Source organism: Oleiharenicola sp. Vm1, from assembly GCF_047777955.1.
Lineage (GTDB): Bacteria > Verrucomicrobiota > Verrucomicrobiia > Opitutales > Opitutaceae > Didemnitutus.
Genome location: NZ_CP180537.1, coordinates 4238523 through 4258876 on the forward strand (window position 1 = coordinate 4238523; position 20354 = coordinate 4258876).

19 protein-coding genes and 1 tRNA gene are annotated in these 20354 nt (G+C 68.8%); 7 read left to right on the top strand and 13 right to left on the bottom strand.

Annotated elements, in window-relative coordinates:
• Nucleotide 1: 1 nt before the first annotated feature.
• The 10 genes from ACMYLB_RS20325 to nuoB form a co-directional block, all read right to left on the bottom strand.
• Nucleotides 2-541 (bottom strand): NuoI/complex I 23 kDa subunit family protein, encoded by a 540-nt coding sequence (locus ACMYLB_RS20325; RefSeq protein ID WP_415908766.1) that lies wholly within the window; start codon nucleotides 539-541, stop codon nucleotides 2-4.
• A 12-nt stretch (nucleotides 542-553) separates the two neighbouring features.
• The gene (locus tag ACMYLB_RS20330; protein ID WP_415908767.1) at nucleotides 554-1792 is read right to left on the bottom strand and encodes a complex I subunit 1/NuoH family protein; all 1239 of its coding nucleotides are present in this window, start codon (nucleotides 1790-1792) and stop codon (nucleotides 554-556) included.
• Between the two features lie 6 nt (nucleotides 1793-1798).
• Complete coding sequence (locus ACMYLB_RS20335; RefSeq protein WP_415908768.1) at nucleotides 1799-3508, bottom strand: 2Fe-2S iron-sulfur cluster-binding protein; 1710 nt, start codon at nucleotides 3506-3508, stop codon at nucleotides 1799-1801.
• 186 nt (nucleotides 3509-3694) lie between these two features.
• Nucleotides 3695-5044 carry an NADH-quinone oxidoreductase subunit NuoF gene (nuoF, locus tag ACMYLB_RS20340; RefSeq protein WP_415908769.1) on the bottom strand — a complete coding sequence of 450 codons (1350 nt, stop codon included), beginning with the start codon at nucleotides 5042-5044 and terminating at the stop codon, nucleotides 3695-3697.
• 19 nt (nucleotides 5045-5063) lie between these two features.
• Complete coding sequence (locus tag ACMYLB_RS20345; RefSeq protein ID WP_415908770.1) at nucleotides 5064-5468, bottom strand: gamma-glutamylcyclotransferase family protein; 405 nt, start codon at nucleotides 5466-5468, stop codon at nucleotides 5064-5066.
• Nucleotides 5465-5773, bottom strand: coding sequence for a hypothetical protein (locus tag ACMYLB_RS20350; protein WP_415908771.1), 309 nt, complete (start codon nucleotides 5771-5773; stop codon nucleotides 5465-5467). Before ACMYLB_RS20350 ends, ACMYLB_RS20345 begins: the two co-directional genes overlap by 4 nt.
• The gene (gene nuoE, locus ACMYLB_RS20355; protein WP_415908772.1) at nucleotides 5770-6258 is read right to left on the bottom strand and encodes an NADH-quinone oxidoreductase subunit NuoE; all 489 of its coding nucleotides are present in this window, start codon (nucleotides 6256-6258) and stop codon (nucleotides 5770-5772) included. Before nuoE ends, ACMYLB_RS20350 begins: the two co-directional genes overlap by 4 nt.
• Before the next feature lie 12 nt (nucleotides 6259-6270).
• Nucleotides 6271-7506, bottom strand: coding sequence for an NADH dehydrogenase (quinone) subunit D (gene nuoD, locus ACMYLB_RS20360; RefSeq protein ID WP_415908773.1), 1236 nt, complete (start codon nucleotides 7504-7506; stop codon nucleotides 6271-6273).
• A 5-nt stretch (nucleotides 7507-7511) separates the two neighbouring features.
• Nucleotides 7512-8162 (bottom strand): NADH-quinone oxidoreductase subunit C, encoded by a 651-nt coding sequence (locus ACMYLB_RS20365; protein ID WP_415908774.1) that lies wholly within the window; start codon nucleotides 8160-8162, stop codon nucleotides 7512-7514.
• A complete protein-coding gene (gene nuoB / locus ACMYLB_RS20370; protein ID WP_415908775.1) occupies nucleotides 8159-8668 on the bottom strand; it encodes an NADH-quinone oxidoreductase subunit NuoB in 510 nt (169 codons plus the stop codon). Before nuoB ends, ACMYLB_RS20365 begins: the two co-directional genes overlap by 4 nt.
• 236 nt (nucleotides 8669-8904) lie before the next feature.
• Here nuoB and ACMYLB_RS20375 point away from each other — a divergent pair.
• The 4 genes from ACMYLB_RS20375 (at nucleotide 8905) to ACMYLB_RS20390 (ending at nucleotide 12658) form a co-directional block, all read left to right on the top strand.
• Nucleotides 8905-8992: transfer RNA gene (locus tag ACMYLB_RS20375), tRNA-Ser, on the top strand.
• Nucleotides 8993-9044: 52 nt separating this feature from the next.
• Nucleotides 9045-11069 carry an FAD-dependent oxidoreductase gene (locus ACMYLB_RS20380; protein ID WP_415908776.1) on the top strand — a complete coding sequence of 675 codons (2025 nt, stop codon included), beginning with the start codon at nucleotides 9045-9047 and terminating at the stop codon, nucleotides 11067-11069.
• A 77-nt stretch (nucleotides 11070-11146) separates the two neighbouring features.
• The gene (locus ACMYLB_RS20385) at nucleotides 11147-12148 is read left to right on the top strand and encodes a hypothetical protein (RefSeq protein WP_415908777.1); all 1002 of its coding nucleotides are present in this window, start codon (nucleotides 11147-11149) and stop codon (nucleotides 12146-12148) included.
• A gap of 60 nt (nucleotides 12149-12208) precedes the next feature.
• Nucleotides 12209-12658, top strand: a complete 450-nt coding sequence (locus tag ACMYLB_RS20390) for a hypothetical protein (protein ID WP_415908778.1) — start codon at nucleotides 12209-12211, stop codon at nucleotides 12656-12658.
• 49 nt (nucleotides 12659-12707) lie between these two features.
• On the opposite strand, the gene ACMYLB_RS20395 is transcribed toward ACMYLB_RS20390, so the two are convergent.
• A complete protein-coding gene (locus ACMYLB_RS20395) occupies nucleotides 12708-13703 on the bottom strand; it encodes an inositol monophosphatase (protein WP_415908779.1) in 996 nt (331 codons plus the stop codon).
• Between the two features lie 66 nt (nucleotides 13704-13769).
• Here ACMYLB_RS20395 and ACMYLB_RS20400 point away from each other — a divergent pair, with 66 nt between their 5' ends.
• Both ACMYLB_RS20400 and ACMYLB_RS20405 read left to right on the top strand, forming a co-directional pair.
• A complete protein-coding gene (locus ACMYLB_RS20400) occupies nucleotides 13770-14246 on the top strand; it encodes a GNAT family N-acetyltransferase (protein ID WP_415908780.1) in 477 nt (158 codons plus the stop codon).
• A gap of 67 nt (nucleotides 14247-14313) precedes the next feature.
• Nucleotides 14314-16152, top strand: a complete 1839-nt coding sequence (locus tag ACMYLB_RS20405; RefSeq protein WP_415908781.1) for a M14 family metallopeptidase — start codon at nucleotides 14314-14316, stop codon at nucleotides 16150-16152.
• A 13-nt stretch (nucleotides 16153-16165) separates the two neighbouring features.
• Here the strand turns inward: ACMYLB_RS20405 and ACMYLB_RS20410 are convergent, their stop codons facing one another.
• Entirely contained in the window at nucleotides 16166-16345 is a 180-nt protein-coding gene (locus ACMYLB_RS20410) for a hypothetical protein (protein WP_415908782.1), read from the bottom strand.
• A 181-nt stretch (nucleotides 16346-16526) separates the two neighbouring features.
• On the opposite strand from ACMYLB_RS20410, the gene asnS reads away from it, so the two are divergent.
• Nucleotides 16527-17927, top strand: coding sequence for an asparagine--tRNA ligase (asnS, locus tag ACMYLB_RS20415; protein ID WP_415908783.1), 1401 nt, complete (start codon nucleotides 16527-16529; stop codon nucleotides 17925-17927).
• 15 nt (nucleotides 17928-17942) lie between these two features.
• Here asnS and ACMYLB_RS20420 read toward each other — a convergent pair whose 3' ends face one another.
• Nucleotides 17943-20339: an ADOP family duplicated permease gene (locus ACMYLB_RS20420; RefSeq protein WP_415908784.1), complete on the bottom strand. Its 2397-nt coding sequence runs from the start codon at nucleotides 20337-20339 to the stop codon at nucleotides 17943-17945.
• Nucleotides 20340-20354 lie beyond the last annotated feature (15 nt).

Genomic DNA, 20354 nt, shown 5'->3' on the forward strand with positions numbered 1-20354 from the left:
CTTAGTGGTGGGCGTTGCCGCGTGCCTCGGCGGCCTTCTTCTTGTCCCACTTGAAATGCGCGTCGGGCAGCGTGCCGCCGAGTTCGTAGAGCTTCGCCTTGTCGTTCACCATCTCGGCGCGGGTGTAGCCGGACATCGAGTATTGGTTCTGCAGCCAGATCGCCTCCTCCGGGCAGACTTCCTGGCACAGGCCGCAGTAGATGCAGCGGAGCATGTCGATGTCGAAGGCCTTGGGCCCCTTCTCGACGTGGGCGTGGGCGGCGTCCGGCGGGATCTCGCCCGGCGTGATGCGGATGGCCTTGGGCGGGCAGACGAACTCGCAGAGCTGGCAGGAGACGCACTTCTCGCGGCCGTGCGGATCCTTCACCAGCGTGGGGACGCCGCGGTAGCCGGGCGGGATGGCGGGGCGCTGCTCCGGATACTCCATCGTCACCTTGGGGGCGAAGAAGTGCTTCAGCGTGGTCTTCATGCCCGCGAGGACCTGCGGGATGTAGAGGCGCTCGGAGAGCGAGAGGGGTTTGCGTTCGACGACGTAAGCCATGCGCGGAAGGGGTCAGAGGGCCGCCTGGGCCTGCGGGCGGAGGATGGCGAAGAGCGCCACGATCGTGGCGAGCGCCAGCGCGACCCAGGCCGCGATGCCGAGGTGGAGTTCGATGATGGCGATGGCGGCGGCGTAGAAGAGCAGGTTGCCGATCGCGAGCGGGAGCAGCTTCTGCCAGCCGAGCTTCATCACCTGGTCGTAGCGGAAGCGCGGCACGGTCCAGCGGACCCACATGAAGACGAAGATGAAGAAGAGCACCTTCGCGAGGAAGACCACGATGGAGGCGATCCCGAAGATGAACGGATTCGACGCCACGCCGAACCAGGCGAGCACCTTCTCCAGCGGCAGCCAGGGCAGCGGGTTCCAGCCGCCGAGGAACAGGAGCACAAAGACGCCGGAGCCGACGATCATGTGCGCGTATTCGGCGACGAAGAAGAGGCCCCACTTGAACGCGCCGTATTCGGTGTGGAAGCCGCCGACGAGATCGGCCTCGCCCTCGGCCATATCGAAGGGCAGGCGGTTGGTCTCGGCGAAGAGCGCGACGAGGAAGACCAGCGCCGACACCGGCATGAGGAAGAAGAACCACAGGCCGCCGAGGAAATCGGTGCCGCTCTGGAATTGCACGACGTTGAAGAGACTGAGCGAGCCGTTCGTGCCCGGGGCGTTGATCCAGAGGAACACCGGCAGCACGGAGAGCGTCATCGAGAGCTCATACGAGATGAGCTGCGCCGAGGCGCGGATGCCGCCGAGGAAGGGATACTTCGAGTTCGAGGCCCAGCCGGCGATGATGAGCGAGTAGACGCCGAGCGAGGAGACGGCGAACACCGCGAGGATGCCGACGTCGAGGTTGGCCAGCACGAGTGGGACGAGTTCGCCCTGGCCGTTGAGGTAGGCGCCGAACGGCACGGCGGTGACGGTCGTGAGCGCGGGGATCATCGCAACGATCGGCGCGAGGACGAAGTAGACCTTGTTCACGTGGCCGGGGAGCGCGTCCTCCTTGAACAGCATCTTCAGGCCGTCGGCCATGAGATGGAAGACGCCGAGCCGCTGGAGGAACGGTCCGAGCACCGGCACCCAGGCAAACCAGATCGGAATCGCGCGGTTCGGGCCGGGGCGACCCTGGATCCAGGCGGAAATCTTGCGCTCCGCGAGCGAGCCGATGCCGCCGAGCGGGAAGATGACGAGCACCACCGCGAGGCCCTTGACGAAGAGCTGCACGGCCGGGTGGAGGTTTTGCCAGAATTCAACCATGGCGCATCAGGCGTTGGCGGCCGCGGGGACGGCGGCGGGTTTGAAGTGGAGCGTCTCGCCTTCGACGAAGGGCAGGCCGGCCCACGCCGCGCTGTCGAGCAGCGTGCCGGTGGCGGGGAGCTTCGCGTAGCTGAGGCCGGCGAGGGCCGGGACCTCGGCGGCGAGCACGGCCCAGAGGCCGGTGAGATCGGACGGGAGCGCGCCGGCGCCCGCGGCGGCGGCGAGGTTGGCCAGCGTGACGAGATCGTCGGCGAGGCCTTCGGGACCGGGGACGGCCTTGGTGAACTTCTGCAGGCGGAACTGCTGGTTCACGAACGTGCCGGCCTTTTCGAAGACGGTGAGCGTCGGGAGCACGACCTTGGCCGCGGCGCTGGTGGCGTTCTTGTGCGTGCCGAGGTAGATCACGGCGACCTTCTCGAGCTGCGCGGCGGTGAGGCCGGCGGCGGCGAGGTCCTCGTTGATCGCGACGACGGTCTTCACCTTGCCGGTGTCGATGTCGGCCGCGAGCGACGTGAGTTGCTGCGACGGAAGAGCGGAGATGAGGCCGGTGACGAGCGCGCCGCGGACGTTCGGGTTGCGGTCGGCGGAGAGGAGGATGCCGTCGCCCTTCCCCACCCGGCTGACGAGCGCGACCGGCGCCTTGAGCGCGGCGGCGAGTTTCTTGGTGAGGAATTGTTCTTCGACGGAGCTGCGGCCGGAGCCGACGACGGCGACGGAGCCGGCGCGGAGGAGGTCGGTCGCGGCCTTCATCGCCATCTCGTAGGCGGAGGTGCCGCCGTTGATCGACGGGACAAGCAGGCGGTCCTCGGCACGCACCTGCTTGTAGAGCAGGCGGCCGGAGTCGGTCATCCAGGTGTCGTTCACGGCGTCGTTCTGGCGCGGCGTGATGCGGTAGATGACGCCCTCGCGGGACCAGACGACGGTGTTGGCGCCGACGGAGGACTCGGTGTCGATGCTCGGGGTTTCCTTGAGGAACCACACGCGCATCTTGAAGCGGAAATCGGTCGAGGTGAGCGCGCCGACGGGGCAGATGTCGACGGTGTTGAGCGAGTAATTGTTCTCGAGCTTCTTGCCCGGGTAGCAGGTGAGCGTGCTGTAGCTGCCGCGATCGATGAAGCCGAGGACGTCGTCCTTCGCGACCTCCTTGGAGAAGCGGATGCAGCGCGAGCAGAGGATGCAGCGCTCGTCGTCGAGGGTGACGCGCGGCCCGAGCTGGGTGCGCTTCGGCTTCACGTTCTTGTTCTCGACGAAGCGCGAGTAGCCGCGGCCGTAGGCGGTGGAGTGTTCCTGGAGCTTGCACTCGCCGGCCTGGTCGCAGATCGGGCAGTCGAGCGGGTGATTGATGAGGAGGAACTCCGTCACGCCCTCGCGGCACTCCTTCACCATCGGGGAATTCGTGCGGATGTGCAGGCCCGGCATGGCGTTGGTCGCGCAGCCGATCTGGGCGCGCGGCATCCAGTTGACCTTCTGCTTGCCGGTGGCCGGGTCCATGATCGGCGCCTTGGTGGCGGGATCGACGGCCGGCAGGCCCATTTCGATGAGGCACATGCGGCAATTGCCGACGACGCTCAGCTTCGGGTGGTAGCAGTAGTGCGGGATCTCGATGCCGAGGAGCTTGGCAGCCTCGATGACGTTCGTGCCCTTCGGCACGGCGATGTCCTTGCCGTCGATGTTGACGGTGACGAGGTCGGCGGGTTTGGCGGGAGCGGAAGACATCTCGGAAAAATTCGGATTAGCCCACGGAACACACGGAAGACACGGAAGAAAAAACGTATGCCCCAGTGAGCGTGGTGAAGAGCGAGGCACGACGCAGACTGGCGGTCGTGCTGCTGGATTCTTCGCTGCGCTCAGAATGACAAATCATGATTTCTGTGTGTTCTGTGTATTCCGTGGGCAAAATTCTTAAACGATGGGCAGCGCGTCGGCCGGCTTGGCTTGGCGCGTTTCGGGATAGGCTTTGAACTCGTCGCTGAACTTCTGGACGAAGCTCTGCGTCGGCCACGAGCAGGCCTCGCCCATCGCGCAGATGGTGCGGCCGGCGATCTGGTCGGCGACGTTCTTGAGCAGCTCGCCGTCGTTGGCGCGGCCGTGGCCCTCGACCATGCGCGCGGTGATCTTCTTCATCCACAGCGAGCCTTCGCGGCAGGGCGTGCACTGGCCGCAGCTCTCGTGGGCGTAGAAGGCGTTCAGGTTGCCGAGCGCCTCGACCATGTTGACGGAGTCGTCCATCACGATCACGCCGCCCGAGCCGCCCATCGTGCCGGCGGCGGCGAGCGTGTCGAAGTCCATCGGCAGGTCCTCCACGGCGAGTTCGAGGAACGAGCCGTCCTTCTGCTTCAGCTTAAATTTCTCGCCGAAGCGGAGCACCTTCGCGGACGAGCCGCCGGGGATGACGGCCTTGAACTTGCGCCCGGGAAGCGGGCCGCCGCAGACCTCGTTGAGCAGCTGGCCCATCGTGATCTTGCCGGTCTCGAATTCGTAGTAACCCGGCCGCTGCACGTGGCCGGAGACGCAGAAGATGCGCGTGCCGGTGTTGTTGGGCGTGCCGATCTTGGCGTAGTTGTCGCCGCCCATGTCCACGATGTGCTTCACATGGCAGAGCGTCTCGACGTTGTTCACGATCGTCGGGCACTGGTAGAGGCCGAGGACGGCGGGGAAATACGGGGGCTTGATGCGCGGATACGGGCGCTTGCCTTCGAGCGACTCGATCAGGCCGGTTTCCTCGCCGCAGATGTAGGCGCCGGCGCCGCGGTGGACGAAGATGTCGCAGCTGTAGCCGGTCCCGAGGATGTTTTTGCCGCAGAGGTTGGCGTCGCGCGCTTCCTGAATGGCCTTCTCGAGGATGCGCGCGCCGATCGGCATCTCGCCGCGGATGTAGATGTAGGCCTGCTTCACGTTGTTCGCGAAGCAGGTGATCATGATGCCCTCGATCAGCTGGTGCGGGTCCTGATGGATGATGTAGCGGTCCTTGAAGGTGCCGGGCTCGGACTCGTCGGCGTTCACGACGAGGTAGATGGGCTTGCCGCTCTTGCGGTCGACGAGCGTCCACTTCACGCCGCAGGGGAAACCCGCGCCGCCGCGGCCGCGCAGGCCGGACTTCTTGACCTCGTCGATCAGCTCCGCGGGCGGGCGCGTCACGGCGCGCTTCAGCACCTCGTAACCGCCGTGCTTGAGGTAGCAGGCGAGGTCGTTGGTGTAGCCGGGCTCGTCGATGTGAGCGAAGATGATGCGGCGTTGTTGCGGAGCGGGCATGTGGAAAGGGGGCGGGAAATCAGACGGGGCGGTAGACGCCGGAGGCGATGGGCGTGAGGCCGGCGGTCGGGCGGTTGTATTCGTAGACCCAGGCGCGGGCGCGGCGGCCGTTGCGCAGGCGCACGAGGCGCTGGCGGCGGATGAACTCGGAAGCCTTCGGCGCGCGCAGGTCGCAGTCCTCGTAGCGATCGAGGCGGCCGAGCACGGCGGGGTCGGTCAGCTGGAAAAGGTCGCCCTTCACGGTCGTGCGCTCGCCGGCGGCGCGGACGACGCCGGGGTAGCGGCCGACGTTGAGCAGGCGCGACTGCGGGAGCTCGGCGGGACCGATAAGCGTGGAATTCGCGCGGAGCAGGCGCGCCATCTCGTGCGAGCCGCTGGAGCGGAGCGTGCCGTAGACGAAGAGCTTGGGTCCGGTCGCGCTCATTTGTCGTCGACGATGATCTCGATGCCGCCGGTCCAGCGGGCGGCGAGGTTGTAGATCATGCCCAGCAGCACGCCGACGACGAAGCCGCCGACGAGGTGGATGAAGGGCATGAACAGCGCGGCGCCGCCGGCGAAGAGCCAGGGGATGCCGAGGAAGCGCGGGAGGAGATTCGTGTCCCAGGTCGCGGCCGCGCCGAGCGAGAGCAGCAGGATCGGCGCCGTGATCATCCCGATCACGCCGTTGATGATCCCGAGGACGATCCCGAAGCGGATCGGCGGCACGTGCAGGAGACGGATTTTCCTCATGGGCGTTGCTTGGCCTCCGCGCGGATCTGGTCCGCGAGTTTCTTCACCTTGGCGGCGTCGAGGTTGGTATGCAGCTCGTCGTCGATCATCGCGACCGGCGCGGTGCCGCAGGAGGCGAGGCACTCGACGAACTCGACCGTGACCTCGCCGTCGGGCGAGATCTCGCCGCGGTGGGTGTGGAATTCCTTCTCGAACTGCTCGCAGACCTTGTAGCCGCCCATGATGGCGCAGGAGAGCGTGCGGCAGACCTTGATGTGGCGCCGGCCGATCGGCTGGCGGCGGAACATCGGGTAGAAGGTCACGACCTCGTAGACGTTGATCGGCTGCAGCTCGAGCTTGGCGGCGACCCACTCGATGGCCTGGTCGGAGATGTAGCCGGCGTCCTCCTGGATGAGGTGGAGAAGCGGCAGCGTGGCGCTGCGCTTCACCGGGTAGTGGGTGATGACCTCGTCGATCTTGGCGAAAGTTTCGGGCTTCAGATTCATCAGCACGGGAAATCAGCGGTCGCACTCGCCCATGACGAAGTCGAGCGAGCCGAGGATGGAGACGACGTCGGAGACGAGGCAGCCGACGCAGAGCTTGGGCAGGATGGAGAGGTTGTTGAAGGACGGGCCGCGGATCTTCAAGCGATACGGCACGCCGCCGCCCTTCGAGACGATGTAGAAGCCGAGCAGGCCCTTCGGGTTCTCGTGCTCGAAGTAGACTTCGCCCGCGGGCATCTGCGGGCCCTCGGTCACGATCATGAAGTTGTTGATCAGCTCCTCCATGGAGGAGAGGACCTTGTCCTTGCGCGGGGCGAAGATGCGGCGCGCGTCGGGCGCGTAGTAGTCGCCGGCGGGGAATTTCTTGAGCACCTGCTTGATGATGCGGACCGACTGCTTCATCTCCTCGCCGCGGACGAGGTAGCGGTCGTAGCAGTCGCCCTTCGAGCCGATCGGCACGTCGAAGTCGTATTGGTCGTAGCCCCAATACGGGCGGTCCTTGCGCAGGTCCATCGCCACGCCCGAGCCGCGGAGGTTGGGCCCGCTGAGGCTGTAGGCGATCGCGTCCTCCTTGGAGATGACGCCGACGCCGACGGTGCGGTCGAGGAAGATCTTGTTGCGCGAGAGCAGCGCGAGCACCTCGTCGAGGATCGGGAGGAACTGGTCGCAGAACGCGTCGACTTCCTCGAGCCAGCCCGGCGGGAGGTCGCGGGCGACGCCGCCGATGCGGCTGTAGCTGGTGGTGAAGCGGGCGCCGGTGAGCTTCTCGAAGAGCGTGTAGAGCTTCTCGCGCTCGGTGAAGGTATACATGAACACCGTCCACGCGCCGACATCGATGCCGAAGGCGCCGAGGCCGAGGAGGTGCGACGACAGGCGCGCCATCTCGGAGGTGAGGACGCGGATGGCGTTGACGCGGTCGGGGACCTTCAGGCCGGCGAGCTGCTCGACGGCGTGGGCGAAGGTGTGGTTGTTCGCCAGCGGGGCGATGTAGTCCAGCCGGTCCGTGTAGGGGACGAACTGGTTGTAGGTCATGTTCTCCGCCAGCTTCTCGTCGCCGCGGTGCAGGTAGCCGATGACGGGCTCGGCCTTGGTGACGGTCTCGCCGTCGAGCTCGAACTGGATGCGGAGCACGCCGTGGGTGGACGGGTGCGACGGCCCCATGGAGAGGGACATCTTCTCCGGATCGAATTCCTTGGGGAAGTTCGTCGCGGTCTTCGCGGAGGCGTCGGTGAAAATATGCTCGGTGGCCATCGGGTTCAGGCGTTGTCAGGCTTCGGGCGGCGCTCGTTCCAGGATTCGTCCTTGGCGCGCGGTTCGGCGTCGCTCATCGGCTCGCCGGGCGTGGCGACGAAGGGGCCGCCGGCCATGGGCGCGGCGATCGCGCCGACCTTGACCTCGGCGGCGATCTCGGCGTCGGGCAGGTCGGTCGGCAGGCCGGCGAGGGGGAATTCCTTGCGCAGCGGGTGGAAGGGATAGCCCTCCCACATGAGGATGCGGCGGAGGTCGGGGTGGCCGTCGAACTTCACCCCGAGGAGGTCGTAGGTCTCGCGCTCCATCCAGTTGGCGCCGGCCCAGAGGTGCGAGCAGGTCGGCATGGCGGGATTCACGTCGTCGGCGCAATCGGCGGCGAGACGCACCCAGGCATGCTGCGCCGGGGAGTAGAGGTGCCAGACGACGGTGAAGCGCGGGGACTTTTCCGCGCTCCAGTCGATGGCGGTGACGTCGGTGAGATAGGTGTAGCCCTGGGCGTCGCGGAGGAACTGCAGCGCCGCGATCGCGTCGGCGGCGGGCACGTTCAGCGCGGGGTGGTCCGAACTCGGGCGGACGGTGGCGGCAGGGAACTGGCCCTGCACGGCGGCGATAACGTCGGCGTTGGGAGCGGTCATGGCGGCGGGCGCGGCGCTCACGCGGTGAGCAGGCGGGAGGCCGAACGCTCGCGTTTGACCTTGTTCTGGAGTTTCACGAGCGCGTCGAGCAGCGCCTCCGGGCGCGGCGGGCAGCCGCTGACATAGACGTCCACGGGGATGATGCGGTCGACGCCCTGCAGCGTCGCATAGCTGCGATACATGCCGCCGGTGGAAGCGCAGGCGCCCATGGCGATGACCCACTTCGGCGCCGCCATCTGGTCGTAGATGCGGCGGACCTGCGGGGCCATCTTGTAGGTGACGGTGCCGGCCACGATCATGCAGTCGGCCTGGCGGGGGGAGAAGCGCATGACCTCCGCGCCGAAGCGCGCGATGTCGAACTTGCTGCCGCCGGACGCCATCAGCTCGATGGCGCAGCAGGCGAGGCCCATGGGCATCGGCCACATGGAATTGTTGCGGATCCAGTTGATCGCCGAGTCCAGCGTCGTCGGGATCACGTTGCCCTCGATCTTGCTGTCGTAACTCAGGTCTGTGTTGGGAGAAACCATGTCGGTAGGCGCGTAGAAAAAAATGCACCGCACCCTACCAACCGCGACCTCTCGGGCAAGGCCGTTTTGGTAAATTTCCCCCTACATAAGCGTGTCATGCACGCCGGAGGAATTTCGGTTCTTTCGTGCGGCGCGAAACGCCGCGCCTGTCATCGCCACCGGAGATTTTCGGGGACTCGGAATTTCCGTTGACCGCCGCCGCTGCACTCCGCTTAGTCCACCTTCCCTTGGTCACTGGAGAGGTGGCAGAGTGGTCGAATGCGCGCGCTTGGAAAGCGCGTATACCGCAAGGTATCGGGGGTTCGAATCCCCCCCTCTCCGCCATCCCGGGTTGCGATTCCCGGCGAGTTGCGCACCCTACCGGCATCCCACGCGCATGGCTCGCACTCGCATCGTCATCATCGGCGGCGGCTTCGGCGGGGTGAAGTGCGCGCAGACCCTCCGGCGCGAACTCCGCCGCAACGACGCCGACGTCGTCCTCTTCAACCGCGAGAACCACCTCGTCTTCAGCCCGCTGCTGGCCGACGCCGTGGGCTCGTCGCTCAGCTTGCAGGACGTCATCGTGCCGCTCCGCCAGCTGCTGCCCGACGTCGTCTGCCGCACCGAGGAGGTCCTGCACGTCGACCTCGCCCGCCGCGAGGTGGAGTTCGTCGCCCACGACGGCTCCCCCGCCCGCCTGGGCTACGACCACGTCGTCATCGCCGCCGGCAACGTCTCCAACCTCAACGTCGTGCCCGGCATGGCCGACCACGCCTTCCCGCTGAAAACCGTCGGCGACGCCGCCGTCCTGCGCACCCACGTGCTCCAGCAGCTCGAGCGCGCCGAGGTCTGCGACGACCCGGAGAAGCGTCGCTGGTATCTCTCCTTCATCGTCGTCGGCGGCGGCTACAGCGGCGTGGAGGCCGCGGGCGAGATCAACGACCTCGTGCGCGGCAGCCTGCGCTTCTTCCACCACATCCGCCCCGCGGACGTCAGCGTCACGCTCATCCACTCGCGCGACCAGCTCCTCCCGGAAATCAGCCCGCAGCTGCGCGAGTTCGCCCGGGAAAAGATGGAAGCCGCGGGCGTCGCGATGCGGCTCAACGCCCGCGTCACCCTCGCCACCGGCGAGGGCGTGGGCACGAAGGACGGCTTTGTCCGCGGCGGCACCATCGTCTGCACCATCGGCAGCACCGCCGCCCCCTTCGTCGAGCGGATGGACGCACCGAAGGAAAAGGGCCGCCTCCTCACCGAGCCCGACCTGCGCCTGCGCGGCCGCGCCGACGCCTGGGCGCTGGGCGACTGCGCCGTCGTCCTCAACGCCCACGACGGCCAGCCTTCGCCGCCCACCGGCCAGTTCGCCGAACGCCAGGGCCGCCAATGCGCCCAGAACCTCGTCCGCGTCCTCCGCGGCGAGCCGACGCGCCCGTTCACCTTCCGCGTCCTCGGCCAGCTCTGCTCCATCGGCGGCCACAGCGCCGTGGCCGAGCTGTTCGGCTTCCGCCTCAGCGGCTTCTGGGCCTGGTTCACCTGGCGCGGCGTCTACCTCTTCAAGATGCCGTCGTGGGGCCGCCGCATCCAGGTCGGCGCCGACTGGGCTTGGCTGCTGCTCTTCCCCCGCGACCTCGCCTACGTCCGCACCGACCCGACCGAGCGCGTCACCCACGCGCACTACGAGCCGGGCGACTTCATCATCAAGCAGGACGAGCCGCCGGCCGCCTTCTACGTCATCGAGAGCGGCGAGGTGGAGGTCGTCCGCACCACGCCGGAGAAACCCGAGGGCGAGGTCATCGCCGTGCTCGGCGCCGGCTGCTTCTTCGGCGAACAGGCCCTGCTCAACAACCGGCCGCGCTCCGCCTCCGTCCGCGCCCGCGGCGTGGTCGAGGTGATCGTGATGGGCCGCCACGTCTTCACCACCATCTCGAAGTCCCTCGCGCCGCTCCGCGCCGCGCTTACCTCCGCCCTCACGCGCCGCTCGAGCACGTTCTGGCAGGAGCGGCCGCAGATCGTCGGCACGCTGCGCTCGCTCGCGCTCGCCGACTTCATCGAGCCCGCACCGCACCCCTTCCTCGCCCCGACCGCCACGCTGCGCGAGGTCACGCGCGCCTTCGCCGGCTCCGCCAACGACGTCTTCTATGTCGTCGGCGCCGGCGACCGCCTCGAGGGCCTCGTCACCCTCACCGACCTCCTGCGCGTGCAGGGCGACGGGGCCGCGCCGGAGACGCCGGTCGCAAGCTTCATGGTCAAGAACCCGGCCGCGATCGCCGCGACCGACACCGCACTGCTCGCCGCCTCCGCCTTCCGCGAATACGGCTACAAGACCCTCCCCGTCGTCGCCGACCCCGCCACGCGCCGCGTCGCCGGCATCCTCCGCGCCCGCCGGCTCCTCGCCCGCCTCCTGCAGGACGCGCCGCCGGCCTAAGCAACCGGCCACTCGGCCGTCGACTTGGCGGCCGCCCCGTGCACAGTCCCCATCGGACGCGGGCCACGTCCGAGACCATGCTTCCCACCCCGCTCCGCCGCCGTTCCGGTCTGCGTGCCGTTCTGTCGGCCGCTTGTCTGCTCGCGATTTCAGCGCTCGCTCCCGCTCAGGAAAAACTCCTCACGCCCGACGAGGTGCGGCGCATCGACCGCGAGAACGAGTTCTGGCGCGCGCTGCACGCCGACGAGGACGCGGACGCCAGCCTCGCGCGCCTGCGCCGCCGCGGCGCGAACGCGGAGGAATTGGCCTGGTTCGCGCCCCGGCTCGAGGCGCTCTGGCACATCGACGTCCCGCGCGAGTGGGGCTGGCTGCGGCCGGAGCAGGTCGCCGCGATCAAGGAGGTCGACCGCGCCTTCGTCCCGCGCCTCCGCGCCGCCCGGCTGCGCGCCGCCACCGGCATCGAGATCGATCCCGCGCACCGCGGCGAATCGCTCCTGCTCGCCACTTCGCGCTGGCAACGCGCCGTGCTGCGCACGCTCGACTACGACCAGATCGGCGAGTTCCGCCTCATGAACTCGCCGTCGGCGCAGCGGACCGCGCGGCACTTCGAGGACGTCCCGCTGACCGACGACGAGCGCCGCACGATCTACGACTGGCAGCGCGAGTTCGAGGCCAGCGCCGGACCGGACGGCCGCAAGCAGCGCGCCGGCCAGCGCGACGCCCGCCTCGACCACTGGCGCCGCATCCGCGACCTGATCGGCGACGACCGCTTCGCCGTCTACCTCGCCAGCGCCGAGCCGAAGTTCGCGCGCATGCACGACGCGCTCGGCGAGGAGATCGACGCCGCCACCGCCCTCGACGCCTGGTGGATTCGCGAGCAATTCTGGGGCGACTACGAGAAGCCGCGCGGCTTCGCCGTGCCGACCCGCGCCGTCGCCGCGCGCGCGGAGGAGCGCCTGCGCCAGCGGCTCGGCGAATCGCTCTTTGCCCGCTACGTCGCCTCCCCCGACGCCAAATGGCTGAACGACTTCCGGCTCCAGGTCAGCGGTGGACCGCGGAAGCCGGGCGCCCGGAACTGACGGCGCATTCTCGCATTTCCACGGAACCCGCGTAGGTTCCGGGGCGTCTCCTTCCCCGCCATGAAAACCCGGATTCTCCCGCTCCTCCTCGCGCTTGGCGCCTTGCTCCTGGCCGGCTGCGAAACCGTGGACAGCCGCATCGCGAAGAACCCGCAGCTCTTCGCCAGCCTCGACGCCGCCACGCAGGAGAAGATCAAGCAGGGCATCATCGACATCGGCTACACCGAGGACATGGTCTACCTCGCCCTCGGCGCCCCCGACCAGAAGCGCGAGGCGCGCACCGCCACCGGCGCGCAGACGGTGTGGATCTACAGCACGTATTTCGAGCGCTACGACGGCACGCACTTCGCCGGCTACCACCGCCGCGTCTACTTCGACCGCTACCTCAACACCTACCGGGTCTACTACCAGCCGGTCTACGCCGACGTCTACCACCCGGAGGTGGAGGAGCGCATCCGCGTGACCTTCCAGAACGGCAAGGTCACCGTCATCGAGCAGACGAAGGACTGAGCCGCGCGCTCCCGCATCCCTTCCCGGCGAGGCGGCGCGCCTCGCCTTTTCATTTCCGGGCGAGCACGCGGCGCAGCGCCGGCGCGAGGCGGCGCGCCAGCGCGCGGTTGGCGTAACCGGTCCAGGCCACCGGCGTCGTCGTGTCGAGCGGCGCCCGCAGCGGCCGGCCGTCGGGCGCGGTGACCACGCAGCCGGCCTCGCGCGCGATCAGCTCCGCGCAAAGGTCGTAGGGGTGGCAGGCCAGCGCCGCGCCGCGCGCGAGCCCGAGCCGCGCGAAGGCGAGCGGCCGCAGGTCCGCGACGAAGCGGTCGTGTCCGGCGATGAGCTCGTGCAGCTGGCCGCCGGTCGAGAGATACTGGTCGTCGAACACCGGCTGGCCGTTCGCCGCGCCGTCGACGCCGAGCTCGCGCCACAACGCCTCCTCGCGCGCCGCGAGCCAGGCCTTGCCCTCGGGGAAGAACTTCGCGAACGACGCGAAGCCGTGCGCCACGTCGCGTGCGGTCGACGGCCGCAGCGCGAGCCGCCGCCGGCGCCCGTCGCGCAGGTCGATGCGTTCCGCGCGCACGCCGCGCCCGCGCACGGCGCTGAGCTGATCGGCGCAGCCGGCCTTCGCCGTCGGCAGCTCGGTCATGGCGGCGACGGTGATGTCGGCCAGCGTCGTGCGCGCCCCGCGCTGCGGCGCCAGCCCGGCGAGGCTCCAGGCGCTGCGCTTGTCGAACATCAGGCCGCGCGTGCCGTCGATCGGGTCGAGGAGGAGCTTCCACCGCGTCGCGGCCACGGGCGTGCCGCGCGGGAAGGTGTGGGCCGCGTCCTCCGCCAGCCCCTCCATCACCAGCTCCAGCGGCGCGGTGCGCGGCCAGTTTTCCTCCAGCCAGTCCTGCACCGCCGCCTCGGAGACCCGGTCGATGGCGTAGATCGTGTCGGCCGCGGTCACCGCCGCGATGCGCGCGAGCCGCGCCGTCCCGCGGACGCGCGCGGCGAGCACCGCGGCGCGGATCGCGTCTTGCAGGCGGCAAAGCAGGCGGCGGGCGCGCTCGGGATTCACGGCGGGGAGTCTCCCCGGCGAAACCCGGTGCTGACGAGGAAGAAAAATCCCGCCAGCCTCCGCCGCGTGCCTCCCTCCTGCCGCCTCCGCCCCGCGAAACCCGACGACCTCGACGTCGTGCTGCCGTGGGCGCCGGACGCGGAGGCGATGCGCCGGTGGGCCGGGCCGTCGATCGGCTTTCCGGTCTCGCGCCAGCAGCTCTGGGAAAACCTCCACCACGTCGCCGGCGAGGCCTTCGTCCTCTGCCTGGCCCCCGGGGAGGAGATCGTGGGCTTCGGGCAGGTGATGCACCGCGAGGACGATTACGCGCACCTCGCCCGCATCATCGTCGCCCCCGCCCGGCGCGGCCAGGGGCTCGGCCGCGTCCTCTGCCGCGAATTGCTGCGCGTGGCGCCGACGTTCCTGCCCGTCCAGGCCTTTTCGCTCTACGTCTATCCCGACAACGCCCGCGCCCGCGCGCTGTATCGCTCGCTCGGCTTCGCCGACGTGCGCGAGGAACGCGGCTTCCTCCGCATGGAGAAGCTCGGGCTCGCGCTCCCGTAGCGCGCCCGGCGCGCCGCGATTGGTCCTTTCGTTTTCAGGTCCGCTGCGCATCGTCGCGGCTTTGCGCATGAAAACCCGCCTGCTGTCCGCCGCCCTGCTCGCCGCGCCGCTCGCGCTCGCGAGTTCGCCCTCCGACTTCCTGCCGCCCGCGCCCGCCTGGCACGGCGCCAGCGAGGCCCTCGTCGCGCCGCCGGACAGCCCGTGGATCACGCCGGCGGAGAAGACCGGCCTCACCGACTCGCCGAACTACGCCGACACGATCGCGTGGCTCGAGAAGCTCGCGGCCGCCTCGCCGCGGATCAAGCTGGTCGAGTTCGGCCGCACCGCACAGGGCCGCCCGCTCTACCTCGTCGTCGCCAGCCAGGAGGGCGCCGAGACCGCCGAGGCGCTCACGGCCAACCGGCGCCCGACGCTGCTCGCCCAGGCGGGCATCCACTCCGGCGAGATCGACGGCAAGGACGCCGGCCTGATGTTCCTGCGCGACCTCGCCTTCGGCGCCCAGGCCCCGCTGCTGGAGAAGGCGAACTTCCTCTTCATCCCCGTCTTCAACGCCGACGGCCACGAGCGCAGCTCGGAGCGGAACCGCCCGAACCAGCGCGGCCCCGTCCACCAGGGCTGGCGCACCACCGCGCAGAACCTGAACCTCAACCGCGATTACATGAAAGCCGACGCGCCCGAGATGCGCGCGCTGCTCGAGGTGCTCAACGACTGGCAGCCCGAGCTCTACCTCGACCTCCACGTCACCGACGGCATCGACTACCAATACGACATCACTTTCGGTCACAACGGCTATGGCGGGCAGTTCGCCTGGTCGCCGCAGATCGGCAAGTGGCTCGACGACGTCCTCGATCCCCTCCTCGACCGGGCCCTCACCGCCGCCGGCCACCAGCCCGGCCCGCTCATCTTCGCCCAGAACAACCGCGACCTCGCCGAGGGCATCGGCATGGGCACCACGACTCCGCGCTTCTCCAACGGCTACGGCGACCTGCGCCACATCCCGTCCATCCTCGTCGAGAACCACTCGCTCAAGCCCTACAAGCAGCGCGTGCTCGGCACCTACGTGCTCCTCGCCGCCGCCCTCCGCGGCCTCGGCGACAACGCCGCCGGCGTCCGCGCCGCGATCGACGCCGACAGCGACACCCGCCCGGCGAAGCTCGCCGCCAACTTCGGCGTGCCGCGGGAGACCGACGCGAAGTTCGACTTCGCCGGCATCGCCTTCGAGACCTACGACTCACCCGCCTCCGGCACCAAGGAAGTGCGCTGGCTCGGCACGCCGAAAACCTACGCCGGCATCCCCGTCCACCTCGACCGCAACGGCGCCACGCTGGCGCGCCCGAAGGCGTTCTACGTGCCCGTGACGAAGCCCGAGCTCATCGAGCGCCTCCGCGCCCACGGCATCGAGATGAACGAGCTGAGCGAGGACACCACCGTCCGCGTCACCCTCGCGCGCCTCACCGGCCCGAAGCCCTCCGCCCTGCCCTTCGAGGGTCACCACACGCTCAAGTTCGACCACCTCGACTGGGAGACGCGCGACGAGGTCTACCCCGCCGGCTCCGTGCGCATCTCCACCGACCAGCCCCTCGGCGACCTCGCCATGATGCTGCTCGATCCGGTCAGCGACGAGTCGTTCCTCGCCTGGGGCTTCTTCCCCGAGATCCTCCAGCGCACGGAATACATCGAGGGCTACGTCATCGCCCCGCTGGCGGAGAAGATGCTCGCCGACGATCCCAAGCTGAAGGCCGAGTTCGAGGCCAAGCTCGCCGCTGAGCCGGCCTTCGCGAAAAACCCCACCGCGCGCCTGCAGTGGTTCTACCGCCGCTCGAAGTTCTACGACGACCGCCACCTCCTTTATCCCGTCGGCTTGGAACGCGACGAGGACGCGCCGCTGAGCGCGACGGCTCCCTAGCCCGCCCGCCGCCTCACCGGGCGGCGCCCGCGCCGCCCGATGGCATGCCGGCCCCGACCGCGGGCCGGGACGACGCGACGGCGGCGGGACGCTCCGGCGGCGCCGACGAGAACCAGGGCGCCACCGCTCGCGCGTGGCAGCTGGCGCACAGGGCCAATCCGGCGCCGGCGAGCACCGCGAGCAGCAAGCGCATGGCGTGATTTGCCGGCGGACGATCAGTCGGTATCATGCGTCGTTAGAGCGGCGCGCACGTCGTCGGGTTGCCCGGATAAAATCCGCCTCCGGGCATCGGGCGGCCACCCGCCAGCGCCGCCGCGTCATATCGGGTTTGCCAAGGCGCGCGCGCGCCGCTTGGTTCGAAGCCCTTTTCCGCCATGCAACGCACTCTCGTCAAAGACGCGCACAACGCCACCGCTCCGAGCGACGCCATCCTCCTCCAGGGCTGGGTCCGCACCCGCCGCGATGCGAAGGCCTTCTCGTTCATCGAGCTCAACGACGGCTCCTGCCTCAAGGGCATGCAGGTCATCGTCGACGCCTCGCTGCCCGACTACGCGCAGGTCGCCAAGGCCAACACCGGCGCCTCCGTCGAGGTGCACGGCAAGCTCGTCGAGTCGAAGGGCGCCGGCCAGAAATGGGAGGTCGTCGCGACGAAGTTCACCGTGCTCGGCGAGGCCGACGCGACCTACCCGCTGCAGAAGAAGGGCCACACGCTGGAGTTCCTGCGCGAGATCGCGCACCTGCGCCCGCGCTCGAACCTGTTCGGCGCCGTCTTCCGCGTGCGCAGCCGCCTCGCCTACGCGGTGCACCAGTTTTTCCAGAACAAGCAGTTCCACTACGTCCACACACCGATCATCACGGCGAGCGACGCCGAGGGCGCGGGCGACATGTTCCGCGTGACGACGTTCGATGTCGCGAACCCGCCGCGCACCGAGGACGGCAAGCACGTCGATGACGCGAAGGATTTCTTCGGCAAGAAGGCGTTTCTCACCGTATCGGGCCAGCTCGAAGGCGAGATCTTCGCGCACGCGCTGAGCAGCATCTACACGTTCGGCCCGACGTTCCGCGCCGAGAACAGCAACACCTCGCGCCACGCCGCCGAGTTCTGGATGATCGAGCCCGAGGTCGCGTTCTGCGACATCCACGGCAACATGGACCTCGCCGAGGAATTCGTGAAATACCTCATCCGCGACGCCAAGGAGCACTGCGCGGCCGACCTCGAGTTCTTCTCCAAGTTCGTCGACAAGGACCTCCTCGCCCGCCTCGACTTCGTTCTCGAAAAGCCATTCGTCCGCTGCAGCTACACCGAGGCGATCGAGATCCTCGAGAAGAGCGGCAAGACCTGGGAGCATCCCGTCGCATGGGGCGCGAACCTCCAGGCCGAGCACGAGCGCTACCTGACCGAGGAACACTTCAAGTGCCCGACGACCGTCTACAACTACCCGCGCGCGATCAAGGCGTTCTACATGCGCGCCAACGACGGGTGCGCGCCCGGCCGCGAGACGGTCGCGGCGATGGACCTGCTCGTCCCCGGCATCGGCGAAATCATCGGCGGCAGCCAGCGCGAGGAGCGCCTCGAAAAGCTCCGCGAAGGCATGGCGCTGCACCACCTCGACGAGAAAGCCTACTGGTGGTATCTCGACCTCCGCCGCTACGGCAGCGTGCCGCATTCGGGCTTCGGCCTCGGCTTTGAGCGCATGCTCATGTTCGTGACCGGCGTGGGCAACATCCGCGACGTGATCCCCTTCGCCCGCACCCCGGGCACGGCGGACTTCTGAGTCGAGCTGCGCGCGTCACTCCGCGCGCAGTAGCTCCGTCACGTCCACGCGCGCCGCCCGCTGCGCCGGCCACCAGCACGCGAGCAAGGCGACGACGAGCATCAGCAATCCCACCGCGGCGAACGTCAGCGCGTCGTGCGAAGGCGTGCCGATCAGCAGCGATTCGAGAAAACGGGACAAAGCCCACGCCGCCGCGAGGCCGATTGCGACACCGAGGGCCGCGAGCCCCGCGCCGGCGCTCAGCACGAGTCGATACAACGACGTGCCCATCGCACCCAGTGCGAGCCGCACGCCGAACTCCGCGCGCCGCTGCGCCACCGAATACGCCATCATCGCGAACAAGCCGGTCGCCGCCAGCAGCAGCGCGAGCGCCGAGAGCACCTGCAGCAGCGCGAACGCCAGCCGTTCGTTGTTCACCTCCCATTTCCGATGCTGTTCGAGCGGATAGAGGCCAATCACCGCGACGGTGGGTGCGACCTCGTAGAGTGCGCGGCGCACCTGCGCTTCGAATTTCGGACCCGGCGCGCCGGAGAGCTTGAGCAGCACTTCGTCGGCGGCCCAGTAGGGCGATTGCCAATAGGGGAAGAAAAACCGCGGCTTCGCCCCGTCGCGCTGCGCGATCTGGTCGCCCACCACCCCCGCGATTTCCCACGGCTTCTGGTCGAAGCCCACCACCCGTTCACCCACCGGATTACGATCGCCGAAAAAGAGCCGCGCCATCGTCTCGTTGATCCAGATCGCGGGCGGATCGGAGGGGCGCTGCGCGGACAGCGGACGCCCGAGCCGCAACGGAATTCCGAGCGCCTCCAGCAACTCCGGCGAGCATGGATTGCCCGCAGCCTCGATCTCCGGACTGTCCTCACGACCGAAGATTTTAGTTTTCTGCGGCGCGTAGTAGGACGGCACCGCGCCCATCGAGAGCGCCGCGCTCGCCACGCCCGGGATGCTCCGCACCCGCTCCAGCAGCACCCGCCGCTGCTCGATCAACTGCTCGGCGCTCGGCCGCTCGCGCATCGGCCGGCTCAACATCACGGTGTAACGATGCTCCAGTTCGTAGCCCGGCTTCTGTCGGGCCATGTGGGCGAACGACCGCACCATCAGGCCTGCCCCCGTGAGCAACACGACCGCCAGCGCCGCCTCGATCACCACGAGCGCACCGCGCAACCGCCGCGTGGCCCGGCTCTCGCCCGCCGCCGCGGAGCCATCCTTCACGACGTCCTGGATGCTCAGCCGCGTCGTATGCCAGCCGGGCATGATCACCACCGCCAGCGTCGTGAGCGTCCCAACCACCGCGAGAAACGCCAGCCCCTCGCCACTCAGCTGCGCGACGGCGCCATCGCGTCCGCCCGGCGCGAGCGTCAGCAGCAGCGGCATCAGCCATTTCGCAATCATGGCGCCGAGACCCACCGCGAGGACCGACATCAGCAATCCCTCCGCAAGCAACGGCCGCAGCACATCCCGCCGCCGCGCGCCCAGCGCGAGCCGGACGCCGATCTCGCGCCGCCGGCCGAGCATGCGCACGAGCACGAGGCTGCCGGCGTTGACCGTGGCGATCGCGTAAAGAAAGCCCACGGCGCCCAGACTGATCCACAGCATCCGATGATAACGATGCACCCACACGTTGTCCGGCGGCTCCATCGCGGTCGTCACGCGCACACGATAGTCGCGGATGAATTTCTCGTAGGGTTTGCCCTGCTCGGGATGCAAGGTCTCCAGCTCGGCGCGCGTCTGCTCGGGCGTCACGCCGGGCGCAAGGCGGGCGAGCGTCACGATCGGCAGGAACGCCTCGGCATTCCCCGCCGCCGCCGGCAGGGCGTAGGGCAGGAACACGCTGCGCTCGCCCGGCACCACCACCGGCGGCGTGAAGTCGCGCGGTAGCACGCCCACGATGCGGTGCGGGTGGCCGTTGACCTTCAACTCCCGCTCCAGCACGCGCGGGTCGGCGCCAAGGCGGTTGCGCCAGAACCAGTCGCTGAGCACCACGACCTTCGCCGCGTTGGGCTGGGTTTCCTCCGGCAAAAACGTGCGGCCGAGCGCCGGCTGCACGCCGAGCAGCGCGAAGAAATTATCCGTCACGCGCGCCGCGAACAGGCCCTGCGGCTCGTCGTCGACGAGCAGGTTCACCGCCTCGTAGGAGGCGCCCGCCACCGCCGCGAACGACTTTGCTTCCCGGTAGGCGAAATACTTCAGCAGGAAGGGCGCCTGCGAGCTCGGCATCTTGGGATTCGACAGCTCGATCCGCACCAGCCGCTCCGGCTCGGGGTAGGCGACGCGCGGGAAAAGCGCCTGCGCGATCATGCTGTAGAACGTCGCCGCCGCCCCCACGCCCAGCGCCATGGTGACCACAACCGCCAGCGTGTGCGCCGGGCTGCGGGTGAGGGAGCGAACCGCGATCCTGAGGGTGGTCAGCATAAAATCACTCCGCGC

Coding starts and splice junctions, on each gene's coding strand:
- ACMYLB_RS20325 (WP_415908766.1), bottom strand. CDS start 541: ATGGCTTACGTCGTCGAACGCAAACCCCTCTCGCTCTCCGAGCGCCTC.
- ACMYLB_RS20330 (WP_415908767.1), bottom strand. CDS start 1,792: ATGGTTGAATTCTGGCAAAACCTCCACCCGGCCGTGCAGCTCTTCGTC.
- ACMYLB_RS20335 (WP_415908768.1), bottom strand. CDS start 3,508: ATGTCTTCCGCTCCCGCCAAACCCGCCGACCTCGTCACCGTCAACATC.
- nuoF (WP_415908769.1), bottom strand. CDS start 5,044: ATGCCCGCTCCGCAACAACGCCGCATCATCTTCGCTCACATCGACGAG.
- ACMYLB_RS20345 (WP_415908770.1), bottom strand. CDS start 5,468: ATGAGCGCGACCGGACCCAAGCTCTTCGTCTACGGCACGCTCCGCTCC.
- ACMYLB_RS20350 (WP_415908771.1), bottom strand. CDS start 5,773: ATGAGGAAAATCCGTCTCCTGCACGTGCCGCCGATCCGCTTCGGGATC.
- nuoE (WP_415908772.1), bottom strand. CDS start 6,258: ATGAATCTGAAGCCCGAAACTTTCGCCAAGATCGACGAGGTCATCACC.
- nuoD (WP_415908773.1), bottom strand. CDS start 7,506: ATGGCCACCGAGCATATTTTCACCGACGCCTCCGCGAAGACCGCGACG.
- nuoB (WP_415908775.1), bottom strand. CDS start 8,668: ATGGTTTCTCCCAACACAGACCTGAGTTACGACAGCAAGATCGAGGGC.
- ACMYLB_RS20380 (WP_415908776.1), top strand. CDS start 9,045: ATGGCTCGCACTCGCATCGTCATCATCGGCGGCGGCTTCGGCGGGGTG.
- ACMYLB_RS20385 (WP_415908777.1), top strand. CDS start 11,147: ATGCTTCCCACCCCGCTCCGCCGCCGTTCCGGTCTGCGTGCCGTTCTG.
- ACMYLB_RS20390 (WP_415908778.1), top strand. CDS start 12,209: ATGAAAACCCGGATTCTCCCGCTCCTCCTCGCGCTTGGCGCCTTGCTC.
- ACMYLB_RS20405 (WP_415908781.1), top strand. CDS start 14,314: ATGAAAACCCGCCTGCTGTCCGCCGCCCTGCTCGCCGCGCCGCTCGCG.
- ACMYLB_RS20410 (WP_415908782.1), bottom strand. CDS start 16,345: ATGCGCTTGCTGCTCGCGGTGCTCGCCGGCGCCGGATTGGCCCTGTGC.
- asnS (WP_415908783.1), top strand. CDS start 16,527: ATGCAACGCACTCTCGTCAAAGACGCGCACAACGCCACCGCTCCGAGC.
- ACMYLB_RS20420 (WP_415908784.1), bottom strand. CDS start 20,339: ATGCTGACCACCCTCAGGATCGCGGTTCGCTCCCTCACCCGCAGCCCG.